The organism is Actinotignum vesiculae, from assembly GCF_051267215.1.
Lineage (GTDB): Bacteria > Actinomycetota > Actinomycetes > Actinomycetales > Actinomycetaceae > Actinotignum > Actinotignum schaalii.
Genome location: NZ_JBOZGG010000012.1, coordinates 1 through 23,628 on the forward strand (window position 1 = coordinate 1; position 23,628 = coordinate 23,628).

Consider the following 23,628-nt stretch of genomic DNA (forward strand, 5'->3'; position numbering starts at 1 on the left):
GATGTCCGTGGCCTACCCTGACCGGTTTAATAAGTATTTATAAACAATGCTCACACACAAACAACTTGACACACTCTTTTAGGTGCGAGCCTGGTCGTGGAAGTTGTTGACCAACTGAAAACTGGGATAGATAGCGTCAAATCCAGCCAGACCGCGGACGAAACTAGCGACCTCACACGGTCGATTTCAGACCTGCGTACCGCCCTCCAGGAACTCGTAGACAGCATTGTTACGGCTGGGGAACATGGAGAGCCGCTTGCAAAACGGTTGTTCGTATTTATTGACGACTTGGATCGTCTGGAGCCCGCGCGTGCCGTAGAAGTCATGGAAGCCCTCAAAGTCTTCCTCAATATCAAGGGCTGTGTATTCGTGCTGGCTATTGACTTTTCCGTGGTTGCCAGCGGGGTTAAAGCCAAGTACGGGAACGATTTCCAAGAATCTAAGGCGCGCGCATTCTTCGATAAAATCATCCAAATTCCGTTCAATCTTCCTGTTGGTTCTTATTCCATCGAAGGACTGCTCGGGGAAGGTCTCAAGGCTATCGGAATTGAGATCGACAGAGAAGGACCTGAGTTTGAAGGCTTTAGAAATCTCGTTCTTTTCTCGGTCGGTACCAATCCACGCTCAATTAAGCGTCTCATCAACACCTTTGGTCTTCTGAAAACGATTCAAGATGTAAGTGTGAAGACGGAAAACGGGAAGAACAAGTATGACACCCAGCTTTCGCCTGAAAGCAACACTGAAGCTCGAACGTCAGCTTCGTCGGTTGAAGGTGTTGGGAGTGACAGTCTTTCACGTGAGGGGGAGCGCGAATCTCAACTTTCACCCCTTGATCTCCTTGCGGCTCTTGCGTTCCAGACCGCGTTCCCTCAGATTTTTGAGGACCTGATGCGGGAGATGCTATCGGGTAAAGAAGCTCTTGAGTTTCTCGATGATGTTAAGCAGCAATTGTCCAAGGCTCGAACGGACCCAGGTGTAACCGATCAACTTGAAGAATGGGGGATTGACCATTCGCGCATCGGCTCAGCGGCAATGTTCTTTAAGGAATTCATGAACCACTTCGCTGTGCCGAGTGATAAGAAAAAGGGGAGCGAAGACGTTCGCGCGAAGGCTGCTCAGCGCATCGCCGATGCACTCGGCGTTGCAGCAGTGACGGCTGTCGGTGCCGGCGACATTGCCGATTCGGCATTGCGCCGGAGTGGCGCTTCGGTTCTGGAAGATCTTGATACGCGACTCCGAGAGATGCCCGCCAAATTTGAGAAGGTGAAGGAACTCCTAGAAGCCTTCGATGGGGTTATCAATTATGAACTTGGTGAGGGCAGTATTGTCGCGGGGGATACCGGTACTTACTGGAGCTATGCCTCTAACAAGCCTGAGCTTCTAATTGATACCGTCAAAACTAAGAGATTTTGCGCCGTTTACTATTTCCAGAACGTAATTCGTGTCGAGTTCGGAAGCCACTTGGCTAAGAACGTTTTCTTGGAGTCTCAGGAAAATGCGAAGGCGCAAGGGTTCAATATCAGCATCAGGTCCTCGGCACCGGGGAGCCTCACGGGTATCGCAACAGTTGAAGAAGCCAAGAAAGCAGCTAAATTTATTGCGGATGTGTACCGACGCAAGTAGAGGTGGCTTCATGCTGTAGTGCTGCACTGAGTGTATTCGCGAAAGCCCTGGCCCTGGTAACCGTGGTTTGTGTTTACCAGGGCCAAGGCGAGTTTGTTCGTGATGTGTGATACGGAAGCGCTGTCATGCGCACCTGCACTGTTGGGTTTCTACGCCCTCACGCTCGCTGTTGCCCATCGGCTACGAGCTGTGAAAATGAAGTACAGTGACGAAGAATTCGATCAGTAAGGTGAACAAAGGGTCACCCAAGTAAACGTACGTACTGAGGTCGTGCTTTCATGGCGTGAATAACGAGTTCGTTGCCGCTGTCGAAAATCAAAACAACAGTCTCCAGTAAACGTCCAGCGAGATCGAACCCGAGCCTCAATTCTCGTTGAGGATTCTCTTCATCTAGGGGTTCAACCCACTGTGGCCAGGTAGCTGCATGCAGAATATCGTCATCTGATAGGCACTGTTGTGATGCGTGTTTCCGGGCTGAGGCATGGAGTGAAATTGTCATGCTAAGACGGCGTCGCGAATCAATTCGGAGCGTGTCACATTGAGCTCCCGAGCGCGGGCGTCAATGGCTTTGATTTCTTCTGGCGTGAAACGGACGGCAACCACCTGGCTGGGAGCAGCACCTCGCCCGGGGCGTCCCCGCCCCCGTTTGGTAAGAGCGTCGACATCGTAGCCAGTTTCCGCTTCAGCGGCCCATGCCTGTATTTGTTCTTCGGTAACCGGCATTCCCTTGATCGTTTCATCCATAGAATTATCGTATTACAAAAAGTGTTACCGGGCTATGTGCTCGCGGACTGCGACATGCCATTGTTTGCATAGATATTCTGTGAAAAAATAAGCGCATGGAACCAATGAGTGCATTAGAGGTAGTGGGTTTTCCGGCAGATACTACCGAGCTGAAGAAGTGCTTGGGTCTGAGCACCATGAAAATGTTGGTCGGTGATCCCTACTACGAATTCCTTGTTATTCACGATGATCCTTCGAACGTATGCGTGGGATTCTTTAAAACTGCGGATGGTTTCTTCGCTGAAACAATGGCGCTTCTCGGTTCCGCTGGGCACGTGGTGAGTGCTTTCCAGTTGGCGCCGGGGCTTGCGCTCGTAGATGTATACGATCCGGCTTTCTTAGACGATCCAGGTATCTTCGATGATCCGGACTGCAACGAGGAAGATGCTGACAAGTGGCTCCTCACGCGCCTGCTCGTGTGCGTGGATGATCCCCATATGTATCCCATCCACCATTCCGTTCGTTATGCCTACAGCACTGGCGACCTGGCTCACTACACTAACTATCACCTAGCCGCTATTGGGGTGGCCGTGGAGGTATTTCCGAACCTTGAGGAATGGGAGAAAGCTAAGGAATCTATCGGTGACGACAGTTTCACTTTCGGACCGAAACTCATCATGAGTCCAGATCTTTTCGATCTATACGAGGGTGAGTGCGAGCCCGATGAAGCCAGTCCCAGCGCCCTCTTCGCGGCAGTGTGCGAGAACGTTGAGATTGTCACGAATAGCCGCACAGGCAAAAAGTGGTACAGCATCGACGCTGATTGTGGCTTCCCCATCAAGCTAGCTCTCCCTATTGATATTGAGCCGGCACCGCAACCCGGTTCTATTGTTGATGGCGGTGTTCTTCTTACGGGCTCTACTGGTGCGGTCCGGGAGGATTACGAGGAGGAGTTAGACGACTAAGGGTTTGATCGGTAAGACGAGCAAAACGAAAGCGTCACGCTGAGACCGCTTTGCGAATCAGCTCGGAGCCGCTCCGCCCGCCGAAGCACCCCGCGCCCGGCTAGCGCCGTCGTGAAAAAAATAACTTTGTGGGAGGCGAAGAAGGGGACATCAGTCCCGCGAAGTTGTCTGACTTTTACTTTTCGCGTCGCGCCGCGCGCGCGAGCCGCGATTTTCTGAGGAATTTTCAGGGCTTTTCAGCGCGTTTTCCGCGCGTAAAACCGCAGGTAACAGGCAGAAAGTCCCGACTTTCGCCGCGCTCATCCGGCGGCGCGCCCGGTGCGAGCTGCGCTACAACGCAAGCATCTTTCATTCGCTAAGGTAAAGGCGCGAGCGACGATGGAGCCGGCAACCGGCATCACGGCTCGCACGGAAACGCGCGTGGTTCGTCAAGAGCCGGCGTTCTCCCGCACGGCGGGCCTCCCGCAGCGCGGGGCAACGCTATATGCCGAAGGTGACACAGGCGCGGATCCATCGGGAGAAAGCGAACTATGGCTACCACTCAGCAAATTGGTGACCGCACCGACGTTGGTGACATGATCGATCGCTTGGCATCGCAGGCAATATCCGCCCTCGAAGAATTCGATGCCTTCGATCAAGAAAAGATTAATGCGATTGTGCACGCGATGGCCCTCGCCGGGGTTGATCAGCACATGGTGCTCGCCAAGGCCGCCATTGAAGAAACTGGCCGCGGCCTCTACGAAGATAAGTGCATCAAGAATCTTTTCGCCACGGAATATATCTGGAACTCCATCAAGTATGACCGCACCGTGGGAATTATTCGCCAGGATAAGCAAAAGGGCATTATCGAAATTGCCGAGCCCGTGGGCGTCATCGCCGGGGTGACCCCGGTGACCAACCCGACGTCCACCACGATGTTCAAGTGCATCATCTCGATTATGACCCGCAACCCGATTATTTTTGCGTTCCATCCCAGTGCGCAAAAGTCCTCGGCACTGGCCGCGCAGGTCATGCTGGACGCCGCGATTGCCGCCGGCGCCCCCGAACACTGCATCCAGTGGATCGAAACTCCCTCCCTGGAAGCCACGAAGACCCTGCTCAACCACGATTCCATCTCCCTGGCCCTCGCCACCGGGGGAGCGGGCATGGTGGCCTCCGCCTACTCCACCGGCAAGCCGGCCCTGGGCGTGGGCCCGGGCAACGCCCCGGTGTACGTGCACAAGACCGCCAAGATCAAGCGCACCGTTAACGACCTCATCCTCTCGAAGACCTTCGATAACGGCATGATCTGCGCCTCCGAACAGTCCCTCGTGATCGATGCCTCGATCCGTGAAGAACTGCTCGCCGAATTCGAGCACATGGGCTGCCATATCGTCACCCCGGAGGAAAAGAAGAAGCTCGCTAAGTTCATGGTCAAGGCGGATGGCACGATCAGCGCCGACGTTGTGGGTATGAACGCGGACCGCATCGCCGAAGGTGCGGGTATTGACGTTCCCACCGGAACGAAGATCCTCCTCGTTGAGCTGGAGGGCCTAGGCCCCGAAGAACCCTTCTCGCGTGAGAAGCTGTGCCCGGTGCTCGGCTACACCACCGTGGAAAACGACGCCGAAGGTTTCGACGTGGCCGAAAAGCTGCTGCGTTTCGGCGGTCTGGGCCACACCGCGGTGATCCACACGGAAGATAAGGACGTGGCGCGCGAATACGGCCTGCGCATGAAGGCCTGCCGCATTATCGTCAACGCTCCTTCCGCGCTGGGTGGCATCGGCGACGTTTACAACGGCCTCATCCCCTCCATGACGCTCGGGTGCGGCTCCTACGGGCGGAATTCCGTCTCGCATAACGTCAGCGCCGTCGACCTCATTAATATCAAGCGAATTGCGGAAAGGCGTAACAATATGCAGTGGTTCAAGGTTCCGCCGAAGACGTACTTCGAGCGGTACTCCACGCAGTACCTGCAGAAGATGCCCGCGATCTCGCGTGTCTTCATCGTCACCGACCCGGGCATGGTCATGAACGGTTACGTGGACGTTATTATCGATCACCTCAAGGCCCGCCGGGACGACGTCGCCTGGAACATCTTCCAGGATGTGGAACCCAACCCCTCCTCAACCACGGTGTTCCGCGGGGCGAAACTCATGGAAGAATTCCAGCCCGATTGCATTATCGCCCTGGGCGGAGGTTCTCCCATGGACGCCGCGAAGGCCATGTGGCTCTTCTATGAACACCCCGAATCCTCGTACTTCGGCATGAAGCAGAAGTTCATGGATATCCGCAAGCGCACCTACCGCTTCCCGAAGCTGGGGCGCAAGGCCCAGTTCGTGGCCATCCCGACCACCTCGGGTACCGGTTCGGAATGTACGCCTTTCGCGGTGATTACCGACGCCGAAACCCACGTCAAGTACCCCTTCGCCGATTACGCGATTACCCCGAATGTGGCGATTGTGGACGCGCAGTACGTGGATTCGGTGCCCGCGCGCACCGCCGCCGATTCCGGCATGGACGCGCTCACGCACGCGATTGAATCGTACGTGTCCACGATGGCCAGCGATTACACCCGCGGCCTGTCTATCCGCGCCGCCCAGCTCATCTTCGCGAACCTGCGCAAGTCCGTGCTGGATGGCGATATGGAAGCGAAGGAAAAGGTTCACAACGCTTCGGCTATGGCCGGTATGGCTTTCGCGAACGCGTTCCTGGGCATTGTCCACTCGCTCTCGCACAAGGTTGGCGGTGAATTTGATATTGCGCACGGTCGCACCAACGCGATCTTCCTGCCGCATGTTATCCGCTACAACGCCACCAAGCCCTACAAGCACTCCATCTTCCCGGCCTACGAGCACTACCGCGCCGACGAAGACCTCGCGGAATTCGCGCGGTACATGGGCTTCCCGGCCTCGACCACCGAAGAGGGCGTGCAGTCCCTCATCGACGAGGTCACCAAGCTCGCCGAGGATCTCGGTATCGAGATGAGCCTCAAGGCCAACGGGGTGACCTGGGAAGCGCTTGAGCCCAAGCTTGACTGGCTGGCCGACCGCGCCCTGGAGGACCAGTGCACCCCGGCCAACCCGAAGGCCCCGCTCGTTTCCGAGCTGCGCACCCTCATCGTGGATGCCTTCGAAGGCGAAGTGGGTTACACCGCTTCGCGCGGCGTGGATGTGCTCGCCGACCTCGGCACCGGTGAGGCGGCCCGCCGCAGGGCCGCGAAGGCACGCAAGGGTGACTCCTCGCGGCCCTCGGCCTCGCAATCGGCCACGAACGCCCAGGTAGAGCTCTACGATCACAAGGCCAAGGCCAGCCTCGAACACGCCGAGGCCGATCAGGATGATCCGGCCGCTGAAGAGCTCGTCGATACCCAGCTCGAGGGCGCCTCGCCCGCTTCCGCAAAGGCTTCCGGGAAGGGCGCCAAGGCGGAAAAGAAGAACAACGGCGCAGCTGAAGGCGCGGCGAACTAAGCCGGCAAAGCCAGCCTGGCAGGTGGCGGGCGCCGGGGACACGCAGTCCGGCGCCCGCCGCGCTAGGCCTCAAGGCTCGCCCGCGGCGAGCTTCCATCGGTAGAGTGGGTAAGGTGAAGAAGAAACTACTGACTGTGGCGGGCGCACTGCTGTGCTCCCTGGCCCTGGCCTCGTGTTCCTCATCCCCTTCGGATAACCCCAGTTCCGACCCGAGCTCCTCGGGCCCCGGATCCTGCTCGGTGGAATCGAACGCGCCGGGCTGCTAAGCCGCTGGTGGCCCAGCCCCGCGCACGCGGCCGGCAGTGATGCCGGGCGCGGGCGCACGGCGTCGTCGTTCCCCTTTAAGTTCTAGGCAAAGGGCGTGGTAACCCGCGCCGCGACATGAAAGAATAACAATATGACCTACACACTGGTATTGCTCCGCCACGGTGAGAGCGATTGGAACGCAAAGAACCTGTTCACCGGTTGGGTTGATGTGCCGCTCTCGGAAAAGGGGCGCGCGGAAGCCGCTCACGGCGGCAAGCTCCTCAAGGAGAACAACATCCTCCCCGACCTCCTCTTTACTTCGCTGCTCCGGCGCGCGATCACCACGGCGAATATTGCCCTGGATGAATGTGACCGCCACTGGATTCCGGTGCAGCGTTCCTGGCACCTCAACGAACGCCACTACGGCGCGCTGCAGGGCAAGAACAAGAAGGAAATCCGCGACGAATACGGCGAAGAGCAGTTCATGCAGTGGCGCCGCTCCTACGATGTTCCGCCGCCGGCCATTGAGCTCGGTTCGGAATGGTCGCAGGATCAGGATCCTCGCTACGCTGGTGAGCCGATCCCGCGCTCGGAATGCCTCAAGGATGTGCTGGCGCGCGCGCTGCCCTACTGGGAATCCGATATCGTCCCCGCCATCAAGACCGGCAAGACCGTCATGATCGCGGCGCACGGCAATTCGCTGCGCGGTATCGTCAAGTACCTCGACGACATCTCCGATGATGACATCGTGGGCGTGAACATCCCCACCGGCATTCCGCTGGTCTACGAGCTTGATGAGGAAACCCTCAAGCCCGTGAAGAAGGGTGGCACCTACCTCGATCCCGAAGCGCAGAAGAAGATCGCAGAAGTTGCCAACCAGGGCAAGTAACTCGCGAGCGATGCGCACGTAATTCGCAGCTGCTAGCGCTGAGCTAGGCAAGCTAGGTAGCAGGGCTCCGGTCAAACCGGGGCCCTGTTGCTGTTAACTCAGTCACGGCAGCACGACCGGGACTTGTCCATCCCCGCACCACCCCTTACCATTGAGCTGGTAATGATAACGGTTATCGTTACGGCTTGTGAGCGGCTCGGCCGCTGCCTGGGAAGCGCCCGGCCTGAAAGCCGAGCGCAGCGCCGCCGCCCGGCGGCCTGGATTCACGTATCCGGAGGTGTGTGTCCGAGCATGATGAAGCTGCTACCCGCCATCGCGTCCATCGTCGCGATGGTCTGCCCTGCCGGTATCCCTTCCGGTGGGAGCCAGGAAGCGCTGGCGGGTAGTGTTTCGGCCGCGGGAGTGAGGACCCGCGCCGAAACTGGCGATCGGAATTCCGATGCGCCACGGGTTGTCGCCTCCACTCCGATACTCGCGGACCTCGCCCAGAATGTTCTGGGCGAGCGGGGTGAGGTGACCTCCCTTGTGCCGCCCGGGGCAGATCCGCATTCTTTTGAACCGTCACTGCGGTCCTTGCGGGAACTGGCCCGGGCGGACATCGTCTTCTCCAACCAACTGCTGCTGGAGGACCAAGCGCTGCTCGCCACCATGGATGCTACCAGGCGCCCCGGCGTAAAAAACGTCGGTTTGGGTGAGGCGGCCGTCGCGTACGGCGCACGCCACATCGCGCTTGTGGAAGACGCAGCCCTCAGCACCGTGTGGCTCGGTTTCCGTGCCGGGGCGCCCGTTGCGGCACAATCGCGGGAGGGGAACGACGACGCCGCCCCTTCCGCCCCCACCACTTCGGCTCCCATCGTTTCGCTGCGCGCGGTCTCGGTCACCGGCCCGGGCACCCTCGCCGCTTTCACCACCGGAACGTTCGGGCAACCCAAGGTCTATATTGATTCCTCGCGCGAGGACCTCGGCCACGTGGATCTCCCCGCCCAGGCCCACACCCATATGTCCTGGGCTTTTTCCGCCCCCGGCATCTACGAATTGCGCATGCGCGCCGAAGTGCAGGAGAACGGCCAGAGCCGCAGCCTCGGGGAGGGTACGGTGGTCTTCGCCGTTGGCGTGGACCCCGCCAGCACCGGGCGCAGCCGGGTGATCGATGCCGGCCACGTGGATATCACCATGGCCGATAGCGGCGCCATTACCCTGCGCGGGGAAATCGAATCGGCCCGCACTACCGAAGTTTCCCCGGATAGCGCGGTTGTGGCGGTGCCGCATACCGTGGCCACCCAGATTCCCGGCGATCCCACCTGGCGTTTCCTAGGGCGGGCCGGGGAGACCAGCTGGGTGCTGGCCCAGGCGGTGCTCGGCGAACACGTGCACGGCGATGTTGATCCGCACCTGTGGTTGGATGCCTCGAATGCCATCGCCTATGTGGAAACCATCGCGGCCGAACTCAGCGCCCTGGACCCGCAGGGTGCACCCACCTACGCGGCTAATGCGCAGGCGTATATTGCCAGATTGCGAGGCGTGGATGAGTGGCTGCGCGGCGTCGTCGCCTCTATTCCGGCGCGGCAGCGCAAGCTCGTAACCGCGCATGACGGCTTCGGGTATTTGGCGCGTGCCTACGGGCTGGACACGGTCGGTTTCGTCACCCCGAATCCGGCGCTTGAGCCTTCCGCGCGCCAGCTCGCCAATCTCACTCACACGCTCCTGGACCTGCGCGTTCCCGCGGTATTCGGGGAGCCGACCACGGCTTCGCACGCCGGGGAGTTGCGGGCCGTGGCGGGCGCGGCGGGCGTGGCGGTCTGCCAGCTCTATTCTGATTCTTTCGACGGCGCCGCCACCACCTACGAAGCCATGATGATCGCCAATGGCCGCGCCCTGAAAAGCTGCCTTGACCCGGGCGCGCTGCCGGCCTGGCCTCCCGATTACCAGGTCCCGCGGCTGCCCCTGCCTACATCTTCCGAACCCACGAAGGACAACTCATGACTCGATTCTCTACCGCGCACCTGAGCGCACGTTCCGGCGTTGCGCGCTTTGCCGCCGTCCGCCCTATTTGCGCCCGCCTGCTCGCCGCCCTGACCTTGGTGGCGGTCAGCTGCGCCCTGGTGCTGGCCATGCCCGCGCGGGCCTTCGCCCATCCGGACCCGGCGCCCGCGCAGCCCTCAGCCGCGCCGGGCTCCACTAGCGGGAGCGGCTCCAGCACCGCCGTCGATCCGGCCCTCACCCAAACGGTGAGCGGGGACGAGCAGCTGGCCCCGGCCGGCACTCCGGTGGAGATCAGCTCCGGCCACGTGGATATGGGCCCGCGGCTCACCGATGCCGGCTGGGATTTCCTGGTGCGCGATGACTCGGGCCCCGCGCCGGTGTGGCGCTCCGTGGATGATGTGGTCTTCCGGGTGGGGGAGGCCGCCCGCATGGAGGTGCCCGCCACCGATGCCTATTCCTTTATTCACGCCTCCGGCCCGGCCTACGTGATCCCGCAGCAGCAGCTCGCCGACGTGCCCTGGCTCGGCTGGAATACCCAGGACCCGGGCGTGGTCAGCCGCGTCAACGGCGATGTGGCTCTCACCTACGGCGGGCATGCGGGTGAAGGCCAGTTCACCGCCTTCGTCGATTCGGGTAATTTCTCCGGGCCCACCCTGCTGTGGAATTCCGAAGTTGCCACCTCGCAGCCGGTGCACGTCTCCCTCAATACTCACACCCACGCCAATTGGGTCTTCACCCAGCCCGGCGTGCACCTGGTGCGCCTCACGGTATCCGCCCAGCTCACGGACGGTACCCAGGTGGAGAAAACCGTAACCTTGCGTTTCGCGGTGGGGGCAAATACTTCTGCCGACGACGCCCGCGCGGCCCAGTGGCCGGCCGGGAGCGACGGCGCAGCTGCCAGCGGCTCGGCCGCGGATAACGCGCAGGCCGGTCAATCCGCCGCGGGCCAATCCGGCACCGCGCAATCCGGCGCTCAGGGTTCCCAGAACTCGGCCGCCGGCGAGGCGGAAATCCCGCTGCGGTGGGTGGTCATCGGTTGCGCCGGCGCGGTGATCCTCATTGCCGCCGGCTTCATCGGGGCGCGCGCCTCGCGCCGCCGCCACCAGGACGCCGCGCTCGCGGCCCGCTCACAGGCTCGGGAAGATGGAGACGGCGCCCTCGACGACAGTGCCGCCGATGCGGCCCCCGCTAGCACCTCGCAATCCGGCTCCACCGCGCCGGAAGGGAAGTAGCCGTGGCAGCAGAACCGGAACAAACGGCGCTGCGGGTCCGTGACCTCGCGGTTGTGCTTGGGGGAGCGCGGGTGCTGCGCGATGTGAATCTGGAGGTCGCCGCCGGCGAGCTCGTTGGCCTCATCGGTCCGAACGGTGCCGGAAAAACCACCCTCATGCGCAGCATTATGGGCCTGCTCACCCCGGCAGCCGGCACGGTCGAGGTGCGCGGGGAGCGGGTCCGACCCGGCCGCCCGCACCGTGCCATCGGCTACGTGCCCCAGTCCCGCGCCACCCAATGGGGCTACCCCATGAGCGTGGAGGAACTGGTGGCCACCGGGCTGGAACGCCGCGGGTTGCTCGCCCGGGCGCGCCTGGGGCGGAGCGCGTGGGAAAAAGTCTATGCGGCGCTCGATAGGGTCGATTTATTCGAGATGCGCCGTCGTCCCATCGGGCAGCTATCCGGCGGGCAGCAACAGCGCATCCTCATCGCGCGCGCCCTCGTGCGCGACCCGGCCATCCTCCTCCTGGACGAACCCTTCACCGGGCTCGACCACCCCACCCAGGATTCCCTGGCCGATCTTTTCCTTTCGCTGCGCGCCGGCGGGGCCGGAATTATTATGTCCACCCACGACCTCACCCAGGCCGTCGATATTTCCACCCGCGTGGCCCTCCTCAACCGCACAATTATCGCGGCCGGCCCGCCCGCCGATATCCTCCGCGCCGACCTGTGGATGGAAACGTTCCAGGTGCGGGCCTCCTCGCCGCTGCTGCGCGTCCTCGGAATGGTGAAAGCATGAGTTTCTTTGATTTCCTGGCCGACCTGTCCAATCCGGTCCTCGGCTTCCTCCCGCGTGCGCTGCTGGTCGCCATGCTCTCCGCGGTGGTCTGCGGGGCGGTGGGCGTACACGTGGTGCTGCGCGGCATGTCCTTCCTCGGGGATGCCCTGGCCCACGCCGTTTTCCCCGGCATCGTTATCGCTTTCGCGCTCCAGGGGTCCATTCTGGTGGGCGGAGCGGTCGCGGGCGGCGTCGTCGCCCTTCTTATCGCGCTCGCCTCGCAAAATCGCAACCTGCGCGAAGACTCCATTATCGGGATCTTTATGGCCGCGGCTTTCGCCTTCGGCGTGGCGCTCATCGCGCGCATCCCCGGCTACACCGGGTCCCTCGAATCTTTCCTGTTCGGGTCGCTCACCGGCGTGGATAGTTCCGACGTGCTCACCTCCGCGGTGGTGGCCGCGGCCGTGCTGCTGTTCCTGGCCGTGCTCCACCCGGCACTGCTTTCCGTGAGCGTGGACCGCGATTTCGCGCGCGCCACCGGCACCCGCGTGCTGCTCGTGGACGTGTGCCTCTACCTCACCGTGGCGCTCGCGGTGGTGATTTCCGTGCAGTCCATCGGCAATATTTTGGTGCTGGCCCTGCTCGTCACCCCGGCCGCCACCGCGCGCCTCCTCACCGACCGCGTGGGCACGATGATGCTCCTCGCCCCGCTCCTCGGGTGCGCGAGCGCTTTCGTGGGGGTGTGGCTGTCCTGGGCGGCGGATATTCCGGCGGGCGCGGCCATTGTTTTAGTGACGACGGCGCTCTTCGCCCTCGTGTGGTTGAGTGTTCCGGTGCGCGGGAAACTAGTGCGGGCCCGCACCGCACGCGTCAGCGACCGCGTGTAGTACAGGCCCGAACGACGCCGCCGCGGCCGGCCGGCCGCGGGAGCCTAGCTGGCTAGTGAGCTGAGCTGGCCCGCGAACCTGGCCGGAGCGGCGAGGCGGCGATTAGTCTTCCATGTCCCCGGCGGAGAAACCTTCGGGGAAGTCGCCACCGAGCATTTCTTCTTCGGTGCCGGGGGTGGATTCCACATCCACGCGCAGGCCGGTGACCAGGAAGTGCATGCGGCGCGCCACGGTCACCCCGTGATCCCCGTAGCGTTCCAGGAAGCGACCCAGCAGCACCACGTCCACGATTTCCTGGTGGCTCATGCCGTTATCTTCGTCGAGCACCAGCTGGAAGGACTGGCGGTGCAGATCATCAAGAACCTCATCGCGTTCATCGATGTCATCAGCGATGGCGAGGTCCTGCTTGCGCACCAGCTCTTCCACCTGGCGGCCCACCCGCACGGCCTCATCGGCCATGCGTACCAGCAGGTCGTAGCCGGGGCCGCCCACCACGCGCTCGGGGAAACGCCCGCGCGCAATATAGGCAACGTGGCGGGCCAGATCGCCCATGCGCTCCAGGGTGATGGCGATGCGCATGGCGGTCACCACGGTCCGCAAATCCGAGGCGACCGGCGCCTGGCGCGCCAGCAGCGAAATAGCCATATCCTCAATCTGACGCTGCAGCTCATCAATATTCGCATCGGCATCGATAACCGACTCCGCCAGGGCCAGGTTGGCGTTCCGCAGCGAATCTGCGGCGTGTTCCATCGCCCGAGCGGCGCTGCGAGCCTGCTTGGCAAGCGTTTCCTCGAGCGTCTTCATTTCGTTGCGGAATTCTTGACGCATTAAAGCTCCTCATGTCTGTGCGCCCGCGGGCGCGTTCGTAGCGCACGGCGGCGCACCACAGGTTTCATTTCAGCAGTACGGGGTTAACACTAGCGGCATATTGCGTAAACAGTAGGTAAATAGCGGGGTTTCGGGGCTGTGGGGCGTGCCAGGCTGAGCTTGGACAGGCTAATCTGGAACCATGGTAGAAGGAATCGCTGTTCTTGCTGCGGTGTGCGGAGGCATCGCCGTGGGCATTATCGCCTCTCTGGCTTTCGCCTATTCGCAGCGCTCCCTGCGCCCGCTGCGGGTGACCACCACGGTGGAGCCGGTGGAGGATGCCGTGAAAGTCCTCGAGGCGATTCCGCAATTCTTTGTGCTGGTGTCCGCGCTCGATGTGGTGGAACGTGCCTCCACCCAGGCCTACAGTTTCGGGCTGGTGCGTGATGATCGCCTGGTGCGCCCGGAGTTCATCCAGCTGGTGGCGCGGGTGCGCGATACCGGGGAGGTACTCTCCCGCCCGCTCTCCATTAAGCGCTCCACGCTGAAAAATCAGAGCGATACCCGCTTGATGGTTTACGCGGCGCCGCTATCCGGCGGGCGGGTGCTCGTGCTTTTCGAGGACAATACTGAGAAGCTCAAACTGGAGGAAACTCGGCGGGATTTCGTGGCCAATGTGTCCCACGAGCTGAAAACCCCGGTGGGGGCGATTTCTTTGTTGGTGGAAACCCTGGAAAGCGCGGCGGATGATCCGCAGGCGGTGCGTCATTTCACCGCTCAGCTGGATACCGAAGTGGTGCGCCTGCGCGGCCTGGTCCAGGACATTATTGAGCTTTCGCGCCTCCAAGAGGGTAATGCGCTGACCACCACGGAGCTCGTGGATGTTGATGCGGTGGTGGCGGAATCGGTTGCGCGGATGGATGTGGAAGCCGCCAATCGCGGGGTGAAAATTGTGAGTGGCGGGCAGCCGGGCCTGACGGTGTATGGCGATAGGCGCATGCTCGCCACCGCGATCCGCAATCTTCTGGATAATGCGGTGCGCTACACCCGGCCGCACGGGCGGGTTTCGATAGCAACATCGCTGGCGGATGGGCGGGTGCTTATTTCCGTCGTCGACCAAGGTGAAGGAATTGAGGCGGCGCAACGCGAGCGTATTTTTGAACGGTTCTACCGCGGGGACGCTGCCCGGGACCGCAATTCCGGGGGCTCCGGGATCGGCCTCGCTATCGTCAAGCACGTGGTCCAGGACCACGGCGGGCGCATCAAATTGTGGAGCAAGGTAGGCCAGGGTTCTACCTTCACCATCTGCCTGCCCGAGCCCTATATTCCTGACACTGCTGCTGGTTCTGAGCCGGCGGGTAGTTCTGTGCCGGCTGGTAGCGCTGCGTTGGCCGGGAACACCGAGCTTGATGGAAATTCTGCGCCGGCTCCTAGTCTTGAAACCGATCTGCTCGAGCATTCGGAGAGGAAGTAACGAAACACCATGACCACGATTCTTGTTGTTGATGACGAACCGACCTACCGCGATACCCTCGCATTCAACCTGGGCCGGGACGGTTACGAGGTGGTCACCGCCGCGGACGGCACCGCGGCTCTCGAACAATTCCGGGTGGCACGCCCCGATGTGGTGCTTCTTGACCTCATGCTTCCCGGGATGTCCGGGGAGGAAATATGCCGCCGGATTCGGGCCACCTCAGATGTGCCCATCATTATGCTCACCGCCAAGGATTCTGAAATTGATAAGGTGGTCGGCTTGGAAGTCGGCGCGGATGATTACGTGACCAAACCGTATTCCTACCGGGAACTCGTGGCGCGGGTGCGGGCGGTGCTGCGCCGGGCCAGCACCGGGGCCGCGGACGACGTGGACGAAGATGTGCTGCGGGTGGGCCGGGTCGAAATGGATACCGATAAGCACGAAGTCTACGTGGGCGGGGAACTCATCAGCATGCCGCTGCGGGAATTCGAACTCCTCGAACTCTTCTTGCGTAACCCGGACCGGGTGCTTACCCGCCCCCAGATCCTCGACCGCATTTGGGGCCTCGACTATATGGGTGACACCAAGACTCTGGATGTGCACGTCAAGCGGATTCGCTCGAAGATCGAGGTGGATCCCTCCGCGCCCACCGCGCTAGTGACGGTGCGCGGGCTCGGCTACAAGCTGGTTTCTGAGTAGTCGCGGCCGGGCGTGAGCGCGGGCGGCTGCCCGCGTGCCCGCGTGCCGGTGAGCGGACGGCCGGTCTGCCTGCGAACTATAGGCGGCCCGCCTGCCTGCGAACTTGTGGCCCGCACCTCAGCGCTTTGTGGCTTGCAGCGCAAAAAAGATCAGAGACTACACCGTCAATGGTAAAATGTCTATCGGATATGCGCATATTGCGCGAACGCGCAGCGGAGAAAGGGTTCTGATTCAATGCCGTTCAAGGTCGGAGAAACCGTTATTTACCCGCATCACGGGGCAGCGGAAATTACTGATATTTCGGACAAGATTATCAGGGGTGAAAAGCGCACCTATCTCACGCTTAACGTCATGCAGGGCGATATGGTCATTCAGGTTCCGGCCGAATCCATTGAGGAAGTTGGGGTCCGTGATGTCTCCAACGAAGATCAGCTTGAAGTGGTGTTCCGGGTCCTGCGCGAACAAGATGTGGAAGAACCCTCCAATTGGAGCCGGCGTTTCAAGGCGAATACCGAAAAGCTCACCTCGGGGGATGTCAATAAGGTAGCCGAAGTGGTGCGCGACCTGACCCGCCGGGATACCGACCGCCACCTTTCGGCGGGGGAGAAGCGGATGCTTCAGCGCGCCCGCCAGATCCTCTGCTCGGAGATTGCCCTCGCCCGCGAATTGAGCGAAGAAGAAGCCGGGGAACTCCTCGATGAGATCCTCGCCGAAGGCAACGAAGGCCGGGAAAGCAGCTCAGAAGAAGGTACCGAGGCTTCCGCCTAGTTCGCCTCAGGTGCGTGGCGCCTTTGTTTCACGGCGCACGCTCGTTTTGAGGCACAGGCACGTTTTGAGATCCGTGTGAATGAAGCGGTCCGGGAATTCTCCCGGGCCGCTTCACGTATTAAGGTTCGACGACGCCGCCAGCTGGCCCGGGGCGCCTCTGGGATAGAAAAATGAATCGCTCTTGGCGGGCTGTCCTCAGTTCACAACAGGGTGCAAATCCACGCACCATTTTGGCCCGATTTCTGCTCTGGGCTTGCACTACGCGAGCCCGACCGTCCGGGATTTACACTTTGTGATCGCTGCTTACACCAGCGTGGCCTCGGCACTCGGCGATCACGAACAGAGTGGTACTGGAGCTACGGTCAAAGCACGGTTTTCTGTCGTGTAGTACCACTCTGTGCAGTCCGATGTTCTCTAGTACCACTTTGGCGCCACATCGTGGGGCTGGAGGCCAGCCCCACCACCCCGATCCGGCATCCGCCTCGCCGAGTACGCCCCTGACCCGCTTCAAGCCGACCCACGAAAGAAAGTGCGTAGGAGAGCACCGTTTCGGGGCGATTTCGTGTTTCATATGCACACTACGCGGGGTGTGTTGTCTGTAATGCTCACTTCGAGGAGATGAGAGACTAGGCCGGCTAACGGAATGTACGTGGGTGACAGTTTTTCCCTGTTTTATTGTCAGGACCGTACATTCTGCGCACCCAACGGTCCAAAATGCATGTTGTGCAGCATCGGCGCTTGAGAACGACTCGCTCCACCTACGCCGCACCGGCGGAGGCGGTGTGTTTTCTGGGGTGTACTTCGCATGTACGACAAATGCACTACAGGTCTGAAAACATATAGTGCCCCGCTGGGACTGCGGTGGCTCGCCGCAGATTAGCGCTGGGCTCCCCGGCGGCCGATGCCAGAGTTATCGCCGCCCGGCGCGCAGCGAACCGTAGAAAGCGGCCAGCCCCACCGCGAGCACCGCGATAATCCCGAGGATTCCGTAGTGGGCCGCGGCATCCCCGCTCACCCCTGCCAGGGAACCGAAGCTCATAATCGCAGCCGAATAGAGGGCCGGGGTGAGGAAAGAAACCGCGCGGCCGGTGGTTGCATAGAGGCCAAAAAGCTCGCCGCTATTTTCTTTGCCGGCACGCCGCGCCAGGTAGGTACGCGAAGAACTCTGGACCGGCCCCACGAAAATGCACAGCAGGGAGCCAAAGACCCAGAAGAGGGATTTTCCGGCGTCGTGCATAAAGAACAACACGCAGCCGCACGCGATCATCAAAGTGAGCGACATCAAAATAACGCGGCGCGCGCCGATAATATCTTCCAACCACCCGAACGCAATGGTCGCAACCCCCGCGATGACGTTCGCCGCGATGCCGAAGATCATGACTTCCCCGGGCGTGAAACCGAAAACGCGGGCCGCGAGCACTCCGCCGAAGGCGAAGACGCCGGCCAGGCCGTCGCGGTAAATCGCGGAAGAAATGAGGAACCAGAACGTGGAGCGATCCGCGCGCCACAGCCGTGCAATAGAGCGGAAAATCGCCCGGTAGGCGGCGATGACGCCGCGGGATTGTTCCCCGCGCGGGGCTTCGTCGCGGGACAGCACCATGAGCGGTGCGGAAAAAACAAGCGTCCACAGCGCGCACGCGATCATGCATACGCGGATGTTCATGCCGTTCGCGCTCGTCACCCCGAACCAGCCGGTATCCGGGCTGATGAAACCAATAAACAGAATAAGGAGCAGCACGATACCGCCCACGTACCCCATGCCCCAGCCGAAACCGGAGATGCGGCCCAGGGTGGCCGGCGTGGAAATATCGGTGACCATTGCGTTGTAGACCACGGAACCAATCTCGAAAACAATATTGCCCACGGCTAGCAGCACCACCCCGAGCCACAGGTAGGAAGGCGAGGGCGCCACCAGGAACAGCAGCGCCATGCACACAATCGTGACGAGCGTGGTGAGGGTGAGGAGGGAATTTTTCTTCCCCGAGCGGTCTGCCCATTGCCCCACCGCCGGGGCGATAAGCGCCACGAGCAGCCCGGCCAGCGCCAGGCCCCAGCCGATCAAAGCATTGGCTTGGGTTCCGAAGAATTTTTCGTTAGAAAGATACGGGGTGAAAACGAAGGTCGTGACGACGGCGTTAAAAGCTGCCGAACCCCAATCCCACAGCGCCCACGGGAGCACGCGGCGGTTGAAAAGAACGGAACGCGCGGGCGGGGTGGCCGGCGGGATAGCGGATGCGCTGGTCTGCGGGCTGTCTTGCGAGGCGGCCCGCGGCATGCTCGCGCCTGGCGTCGCGGAAGTGTTGTGCATGGCTTCATCGTAGGCGAGGAGGGTAACGAGGCGTTGAACGGCGCTCGCGGGGGAGTAGTACGGGGATAGGTACGACGACGCAGCTTCGGCCACGGCGCAGTTGCGCAGTCTCGGTACACCAGCAGAGGAAGGGCGCTGCCTGGCCGGCAGGGAGCGGGTAAACTGACTACGTGAGCTTCAAGATCTATGATTCGTCAGCCCGTGCCGTCCGGGATTTCGTTCCCCTGGAACCCGGGAAGGTCAGTGTGTACCTGTGCGGCGCTACGGTGCAGGGGTCCCCGCATATCGGGCATATTCGCTCCGCCCTGGCCTTCGATGTGCTGGTGCGGTGGCTGCGCCGCTGCGGCAATGAGGTGCGCCTGGTGCGTAACGTCACCGATATTGACGATAAGATCCTCGATAAATCAGCGCAGGCCGGTGCCCCGTGGTGGGCCTGGGCCTACCGTTTCGAAAAGGAATTCAGCGCCGCCTACCGCACTCTCGGCATCCTGGATCCCACGTACGAACCGCGCGCTACCGGGCATATCCCGCAGATGATCACGCTTATTCAGGAGATTATCGACGCCGGCCACGCCTATGTGGGCAAGCCCGGCAATGTGTATTTCGACGTCGCATCGCTACCCGATTACGGTTCCCTCACCCGCCAAAAGCTCGAAAATATGGTGGTGGATGAGGAAGGCGGGGAAGCTGATAAGCGCAATCCGCATGATTTTGCGCTGTGGAAGGCCCCCAAGCCGGGCGAACCGGAAAGCGCGGCTTGGGATACTCCCTGGGGGCGCGGGCGGCCGGGCTGGCACCTGGAGTGCACCGCGATGTCCACCCACTACCTGGGTAAGGAATTTGATATTCACGGCGGCGGGATCGATTTGCGTTTCCCGCACCATGAAAATGAGCAAGCGCAGGCGCATGCTGCCGGGCGGAATTTCGCGCGGTACTGGATGCATAACGCCTGGGTGACCGTTAATGGCGAAAAAATAAGTAAGTCGCTGGGGAATGTCATCTCTTTGGAGGATGTTACCGCGCAGGTATCCCCGGCGGTGGTGCGTTTCGCGCTGGGAACGGTGCATTACCGCTCCACCGTGGATTACTCGCCGCAAAACCTGGCGGAAGCCGGGGCGGTGTGGGAGCGCCTGGCCGGCTTCGTGGAACGCTCGGTGGCTGCCACTGAAGAAGTACCGGCGGAAGAAATCGCGGCGGTGGGTCCGGCGGATCTACCCGAAGCATTCGTGCGGGCCCTCGATGATGACCTCAATGTCTCGAGTGGGCTGGCCGCGATCCATGAGGAGGTGCGCCGCGGGAACGCCGCGCTCGCGGAGCGGGACAGCGCCGGAGTGCGCGCCGCCCAGGTGCGGGTGCGGGCCATGCTCGATGTGCTCGGGCTGGATCCCTTGGCCGCTCCCTGGCGTAATTCCAGTGGGGCTGACAAAGCAACCGCGCGGGCGCTGGGCGCCGTCGTCGATACCATGCTGGAGGAACGCGCGGCCGCGCGCGCCGCGAAAGACTGGGCCCGGGCCGATGCGCTCCGCGATGCTTTGCACGCGGCCGGCATTGCGGTGGAAGATTCCGCGGACGGCGCGCACTGGCACCTAGAAAACACGCAAAAGCCCGCCACCGCGGCGAAAGTGCCCGCCACCGGCACGGAAAAGCCCGCCACCGCAACAGCAAAGCCCGCCACCGGCGCGGAAGAAAAGTAGGAGAAATATGGGAGACGGACGCACCCGGCGCCCCAAGGGCAAGAAGCGCGCCACGGTCGGCTCGGGCGGGAATAACCGCCGGCGCCTGGAGGGCAAGGGCCCCACCCCGAAAGCGGAGGAACGGGTCTACCACAAGGCCTATAAGGAAAAGCAGGTGCGCGATGCCCGCAAGGCGCAAGCCGAAGCGCGCGAGCGTTCCAGTTTCAAGCTGCGCCGCGATCTGCATCTCGCCCCCGGGCACGAACTGATTTGCGGGCGCAACCCGGTACGCGAAGCGGTGCGGGCCAGCGTGCCCCTGACCAGGGTCTTTATGCAGACTTCCGCGGTGGGCGATGAGCGCCTGGCGGAGCTTGCGGCGCAGGCAACCGCGCTGGGCGCCCCGCTGGTGGAGGTTTCCCACGGGGAGCTCGACCGGATGACGGATAACGCCGTGCACCAGGGCGTGGCCATCGAAGTGCCGCCCTACGAGTACGCGGATGCCATTGAGGAAGCGAGCGCGGCCCTGGAGCGCCACGAAGCGGGCGGGCCGCTGCCGCTTTTTGTGGCTCTCGATTCGGTGACCGACCCGCATAATCTGGGGGCGGTGCTGCGCAGCGCGGCGGCTTTCAACGCGGACGCGGTCATTGTGCCGGAGCGCCGCGCGGCTGGCGTGAATGCCACCGTGTGGAAGGTGTCGGCCGGTGCGGTGTCGATTGTGCCGACCGCGCGGGTTACGAACCTGGCTTCCACGCTTGATGAGCTGAAGAAAATGGGCTATTTCGTGGTCGGTTTGGATGGCGGCGGCTCCACCACGGTGGAGAACCTCAGCCTGGCCGATACGCCGCTGGTGCTGGTGACCGGCTCGGAAGGGCGCGGGCTGGCGCGGCTCATTCGCGATAAATGCGATGTGATTGCCTCGATTCCGATTGCCGCGCGCATGGAATCGCTCAACGCCGCGGTCGCCACGGGAATTTCGCTCTACCAGGTCGATCGGATCCGGGCACGGATGAACGGAGGGGACAATGTATCAGTGGAGGCCGGTTCGCGGTGAGGTGCAGCGGCTCGACCAGAGCCTGACCAGCCCCGCCCAGCTCGAGGAATTCTTCGCGCGCGAAGGCGTGGTGGTCCGCGGGGATCACGACGGCGATATTTTCCGTTTTGAAATCGCGGTGACCGGCAAGCGGCGCCGCGTCGCCACGATCCGGAGCGTGCTGGAAGCAGCCGAATCGAGTGGGTCCAGCGGCACGCCGGCGCCGGCTGGCGAGGAAAGCGCGGAGCATTCCGGAAGCGGTGAGGATCCCGAAGCCGGTGCGGACGCCGATACCGGCGCGAGCACTCGGGAGGAAGAACCCGGCATCGTGCCCGGCCTCAACCTCGTGGATTTCGCCCAAAAAATGGATCACGAGCTGCGCAAAATCCACATCGAGGTGGATGGTTACGTGGTGTACCCGAATATTGATTTGGGTGAAGTGGATGTCACGGAAGCGGATCTCGCGTACGCGGATGCGCACCTTCAGCACGACGACGCCGCCGCTCACGCGGCGGAACCGGCCGCGGCGAACCCGATAGTGGAGGAACCTCAGGCTTTCGCTCCGGTTTCCGATTCCCCGCTGCTGCCCGGCGATGAAGGCAAAATCCCGACCATGCACGACGGGCCCATGGTGGCTATTTCCGATGTGCCTTTCGCGCGGGTGCCGGGCCTGGCGGCTCGCATCAAAAAACCGGTGGCTGTTTTCGCGCACGGGAACGCCAATGTCATGGTGGCTGATGTGCCTCTGGCTCGCGATGCGGAAATCGGGCGGCGGCCCGGATTCGTGATCGTGCTTTCCACCGCGGGAGCGGCGCCCAGCTGGCGCAACCCGGTCTTGGTGATCCGGCAAAACTCGGGGATCACCTACTGGAAGTGGCTGGATACCCTCCAGGATCTTCCGCACGTGGAAGCCAATAGCGCCGCCGCGGCCTTCTCCCGGGAAGAACTGGGAGCGGGGGCGCGGGTGCGGCGTATTCTTGACGATTTCCCGGAGGTGGATGCCGGGGACCTCACCGAGGCACTCACCGCCCCGGTATCCGAAGCGGTGCCGCGCTTCCTCGAAGTGCTGGGCCTGCCGGCCGCGGTGGGTGAAGTGCTGCGCGGGGCGCGGGAAGCTGCGGATATTCCGGCGGATCTTCCGGAAGCAACTGTGTTTACCCCGCAGGCTTTCCCGGAACGCATGAAAGCATCCCTGGCCTATGAGGTATCCGGTTACGGTTCGGCCCCGGCCGGAATGTGGAAAGTGTATCGGCGCCTCTACCTGGACCATCCGCGGCTGCTGGAGATTATTTCTTCCGCGCAGGCCGGGCTGGGCTTGGCGATGGTTATCGCCGGGGCGCGGCGCTGGAATAAACGCGGGTATCGCGCGCTGACCATCGCGGGCGGGGCCCTGGGGGCTAATGCTCTGGTGCGTATTCTTACCACCCAGTGGCTTAACGCCGCACTGGAAGCCGAAGGTTTGAACCCGGGGGCCGCGAAACACGCATCCGAACCGTCCGAACTGTCTGAACCGTCCGAACTATCCGGACCGTCCGAGGAGGGCGCTCATGAGTGAGAACACCCAGGTAGAAGGCTTCCTCGAAGCTTTTTGGGCCCGCGCGGTCACGCGCGGGAAAATCAACCCGCTTGAGGTCATCACCGGTGGCGAATCAATTTCCGCTTTCCGGCCCCCGGCATTTAGCTTCGGTTTGACCTCCGAAGAGGCTACCGAGATCGCTGAACTCATCGTGGCGGGGAAGAAAACTGCCACGTCAAGCTGGGCGGATAGCTACCGCGCCGAAAATGTGCCGCTTCCCGAAAAAGGCGATTTGGCGATTGTGCTGGATGGGGAGGAACGCCCGCGTGCCCTTATTCGCACCGATAGCGTGGAGGTCATGCCTTTTGCGGAGGTCAGCGCGCAGATCGCGCAGGCTGAAGGCGAAGGGGATTGCAGCTTGGAGAGCTGGCGCGCCGCCCACACGGAATTCTTCCGGGCGGAAGCGGCAGCGGCCGGGCTGGAATTTGATCCGGCCGGAGATGTGGTGGTGGAGCGCTTCACCGTGCTCTACTCGGACCGCGATGATCACCTCGGGCCAGGCGCGGTGGCAGGCAAGTAGCGTGGCCGCGCGAGCTAG

19 protein-coding genes are annotated in these 23,628 nt (G+C 62.1%); 16 read left to right on the forward strand and 3 right to left on the reverse strand.

Annotated elements, in window-relative coordinates; all coding sequences use genetic code 11:
• Nucleotides 1-96 precede the first annotated feature (96 nt).
• Complete coding sequence (locus tag ACRQHG_RS07010; RefSeq protein ID WP_435719851.1) at nucleotides 97-1,623, forward strand: KAP family P-loop NTPase fold protein; 1,527 nt, start codon at nucleotides 97-99, stop codon at nucleotides 1,621-1,623.
• A gap of 495 nt (nucleotides 1,624-2,118) precedes the next feature.
• Here the strand turns inward: ACRQHG_RS07010 and ACRQHG_RS07015 are convergent, their stop codons facing one another.
• On the reverse strand, nucleotides 2,119-2,367 hold the full coding sequence (locus ACRQHG_RS07015; protein ID WP_435713480.1) for a plasmid mobilization protein: 249 nt from the start codon (nucleotides 2,365-2,367) through the stop codon (nucleotides 2,119-2,121).
• Nucleotides 2,368-2,462: 95 nt separating this feature from the next.
• On the opposite strand from ACRQHG_RS07015, the gene ACRQHG_RS07020 reads away from it, so the two are divergent.
• The 8 genes from ACRQHG_RS07020 to ACRQHG_RS07055 all read left to right on the forward strand — a co-directional run bounded on the left by ACRQHG_RS07020 (nucleotide 2,463) and on the right by ACRQHG_RS07055 (nucleotide 12,755).
• Nucleotides 2,463-3,311: a hypothetical protein gene (locus ACRQHG_RS07020; protein WP_435719852.1), complete on the forward strand. Its 849-nt coding sequence runs from the start codon at nucleotides 2,463-2,465 to the stop codon at nucleotides 3,309-3,311.
• Nucleotides 3,312-3,841: 530 nt separating this feature from the next.
• Nucleotides 3,842-6,760 carry a bifunctional acetaldehyde-CoA/alcohol dehydrogenase gene (gene adhE, locus ACRQHG_RS07025; protein ID WP_435713482.1) on the forward strand — a complete coding sequence of 973 codons (2,919 nt, stop codon included), beginning with the start codon at nucleotides 3,842-3,844 and terminating at the stop codon, nucleotides 6,758-6,760.
• A 113-nt stretch (nucleotides 6,761-6,873) separates the two neighbouring features.
• On the forward strand, nucleotides 6,874-7,026 hold the full coding sequence (locus ACRQHG_RS07030; RefSeq protein WP_154653577.1) for a hypothetical protein: 153 nt from the start codon (nucleotides 6,874-6,876) through the stop codon (nucleotides 7,024-7,026).
• A gap of 131 nt (nucleotides 7,027-7,157) precedes the next feature.
• Nucleotides 7,158-7,895 (forward strand): phosphoglyceromutase, encoded by a 738-nt coding sequence (locus ACRQHG_RS07035; RefSeq protein ID WP_016443345.1) that lies wholly within the window; start codon nucleotides 7,158-7,160, stop codon nucleotides 7,893-7,895.
• Between the two features lie 291 nt (nucleotides 7,896-8,186).
• On the forward strand, nucleotides 8,187-9,878 hold the full coding sequence (locus ACRQHG_RS07040) for an anchored repeat ABC transporter, substrate-binding protein (RefSeq protein WP_435713483.1): 1,692 nt from the start codon (nucleotides 8,187-8,189) through the stop codon (nucleotides 9,876-9,878).
• Nucleotides 9,875-11,110 (forward strand): choice-of-anchor M domain-containing protein, encoded by a 1,236-nt coding sequence (locus ACRQHG_RS07045; protein WP_435713484.1) that lies wholly within the window; start codon nucleotides 9,875-9,877, stop codon nucleotides 11,108-11,110. Before ACRQHG_RS07040 ends, ACRQHG_RS07045 begins: the two co-directional genes overlap by 4 nt.
• A 2-nt stretch (nucleotides 11,111-11,112) precedes the next feature.
• A complete protein-coding gene (locus tag ACRQHG_RS07050; protein WP_435713485.1) occupies nucleotides 11,113-11,889 on the forward strand; it encodes an anchored repeat-type ABC transporter ATP-binding subunit in 777 nt (258 codons plus the stop codon).
• Nucleotides 11,886-12,755 carry an anchored repeat-type ABC transporter permease subunit gene (locus ACRQHG_RS07055; protein ID WP_087070323.1) on the forward strand — a complete coding sequence of 290 codons (870 nt, stop codon included), beginning with the start codon at nucleotides 11,886-11,888 and terminating at the stop codon, nucleotides 12,753-12,755. The genes ACRQHG_RS07050 and ACRQHG_RS07055 overlap by 4 nt, the downstream gene beginning before the upstream one ends.
• Nucleotides 12,756-12,857: 102 nt before the next feature.
• Here ACRQHG_RS07055 and phoU read toward each other — a convergent pair whose 3' ends face one another.
• Nucleotides 12,858-13,583, reverse strand: coding sequence for a phosphate signaling complex protein PhoU (phoU, locus tag ACRQHG_RS07060; RefSeq protein ID WP_035277027.1), 726 nt, complete (start codon nucleotides 13,581-13,583; stop codon nucleotides 12,858-12,860).
• Between the two features lie 181 nt (nucleotides 13,584-13,764).
• On the opposite strand from phoU, the gene ACRQHG_RS07065 reads away from it, so the two are divergent.
• From ACRQHG_RS07065 to ACRQHG_RS07075, 3 genes are all read left to right on the forward strand, one after another.
• Nucleotides 13,765-15,036, forward strand: a complete 1,272-nt coding sequence (locus ACRQHG_RS07065; protein ID WP_435719853.1) for a sensor histidine kinase — start codon at nucleotides 13,765-13,767, stop codon at nucleotides 15,034-15,036.
• A gap of 9 nt (nucleotides 15,037-15,045) precedes the next feature.
• Nucleotides 15,046-15,735: a response regulator gene (locus tag ACRQHG_RS07070; protein ID WP_026429031.1), complete on the forward strand. Its 690-nt coding sequence runs from the start codon at nucleotides 15,046-15,048 to the stop codon at nucleotides 15,733-15,735.
• 234 nt (nucleotides 15,736-15,969) lie between these two features.
• Entirely contained in the window at nucleotides 15,970-16,503 is a 534-nt protein-coding gene (locus ACRQHG_RS07075) for a CarD family transcriptional regulator (RefSeq protein ID WP_284890381.1), read from the forward strand.
• A 910-nt stretch (nucleotides 16,504-17,413) separates the two neighbouring features.
• On the opposite strand, the gene ACRQHG_RS07080 is transcribed toward ACRQHG_RS07075, so the two are convergent.
• A complete protein-coding gene (locus ACRQHG_RS07080) occupies nucleotides 17,414-18,811 on the reverse strand; it encodes an MFS transporter (protein WP_435713487.1) in 1,398 nt (465 codons plus the stop codon).
• A gap of 170 nt (nucleotides 18,812-18,981) precedes the next feature.
• On the opposite strand from ACRQHG_RS07080, the gene cysS reads away from it, so the two are divergent.
• The 4 genes from cysS to ACRQHG_RS07100 are packed head-to-tail and all read left to right on the forward strand — an operon-like array spanning nucleotide 18,982 to nucleotide 23,610.
• Nucleotides 18,982-20,505, forward strand: coding sequence for a cysteine--tRNA ligase (cysS, locus tag ACRQHG_RS07085; RefSeq protein WP_435713488.1), 1,524 nt, complete (start codon nucleotides 18,982-18,984; stop codon nucleotides 20,503-20,505).
• A gap of 7 nt (nucleotides 20,506-20,512) precedes the next feature.
• Nucleotides 20,513-21,535 carry a 23S rRNA (guanosine(2251)-2'-O)-methyltransferase RlmB gene (gene rlmB, locus ACRQHG_RS07090; RefSeq protein ID WP_435713489.1) on the forward strand — a complete coding sequence of 341 codons (1,023 nt, stop codon included), beginning with the start codon at nucleotides 20,513-20,515 and terminating at the stop codon, nucleotides 21,533-21,535.
• On the forward strand, nucleotides 21,507-23,069 hold the full coding sequence (locus ACRQHG_RS07095) for a hypothetical protein (RefSeq protein ID WP_435713490.1): 1,563 nt from the start codon (nucleotides 21,507-21,509) through the stop codon (nucleotides 23,067-23,069). Before rlmB ends, ACRQHG_RS07095 begins: the two co-directional genes overlap by 29 nt.
• Entirely contained in the window at nucleotides 23,062-23,610 is a 549-nt protein-coding gene (locus tag ACRQHG_RS07100; protein ID WP_435713491.1) for an ASCH domain-containing protein, read from the forward strand. The genes ACRQHG_RS07095 and ACRQHG_RS07100 overlap by 8 nt, the downstream gene beginning before the upstream one ends.
• Nucleotides 23,611-23,628 lie beyond the last annotated feature (18 nt).

Bases quoted from the DNA above. Each gene is read 5' to 3' on its own strand.
- ACRQHG_RS07020 (WP_435719852.1), top strand. From the start codon at position 2,463: ATGGAACCAATGAGTGCATTAGAGGTAGTGGGTTTTCCGGCAGATACT.
- ACRQHG_RS07015 (WP_435713480.1), bottom strand. From the start codon at position 2,367: ATGGATGAAACGATCAAGGGAATGCCGGTTACCGAAGAACAAATACAG.
- ACRQHG_RS07045 (WP_435713484.1), top strand. From the start codon at position 9,875: ATGACTCGATTCTCTACCGCGCACCTGAGCGCACGTTCCGGCGTTGCG.
- ACRQHG_RS07100 (WP_435713491.1), top strand. From the start codon at position 23,062: ATGAGTGAGAACACCCAGGTAGAAGGCTTCCTCGAAGCTTTTTGGGCC.
- ACRQHG_RS07055 (WP_087070323.1), top strand. From the start codon at position 11,886: ATGAGTTTCTTTGATTTCCTGGCCGACCTGTCCAATCCGGTCCTCGGC.
- ACRQHG_RS07040 (WP_435713483.1), top strand. From the start codon at position 8,187: ATGATGAAGCTGCTACCCGCCATCGCGTCCATCGTCGCGATGGTCTGC.
- rlmB (WP_435713489.1), top strand. From the start codon at position 20,513: ATGGGAGACGGACGCACCCGGCGCCCCAAGGGCAAGAAGCGCGCCACG.
- ACRQHG_RS07070 (WP_026429031.1), top strand. From the start codon at position 15,046: ATGACCACGATTCTTGTTGTTGATGACGAACCGACCTACCGCGATACC.
- ACRQHG_RS07080 (WP_435713487.1), bottom strand. From the start codon at position 18,811: ATGCACAACACTTCCGCGACGCCAGGCGCGAGCATGCCGCGGGCCGCC.
- ACRQHG_RS07035 (WP_016443345.1), top strand. From the start codon at position 7,158: ATGACCTACACACTGGTATTGCTCCGCCACGGTGAGAGCGATTGGAAC.
- ACRQHG_RS07065 (WP_435719853.1), top strand. From the start codon at position 13,765: ATGGTAGAAGGAATCGCTGTTCTTGCTGCGGTGTGCGGAGGCATCGCC.
- phoU (WP_035277027.1), bottom strand. From the start codon at position 13,583: ATGCGTCAAGAATTCCGCAACGAAATGAAGACGCTCGAGGAAACGCTT.
- ACRQHG_RS07075 (WP_284890381.1), top strand. From the start codon at position 15,970: ATGCCGTTCAAGGTCGGAGAAACCGTTATTTACCCGCATCACGGGGCA.
- ACRQHG_RS07095 (WP_435713490.1), top strand. From the start codon at position 21,507: ATGTATCAGTGGAGGCCGGTTCGCGGTGAGGTGCAGCGGCTCGACCAG.
- adhE (WP_435713482.1), top strand. From the start codon at position 3,842: ATGGCTACCACTCAGCAAATTGGTGACCGCACCGACGTTGGTGACATG.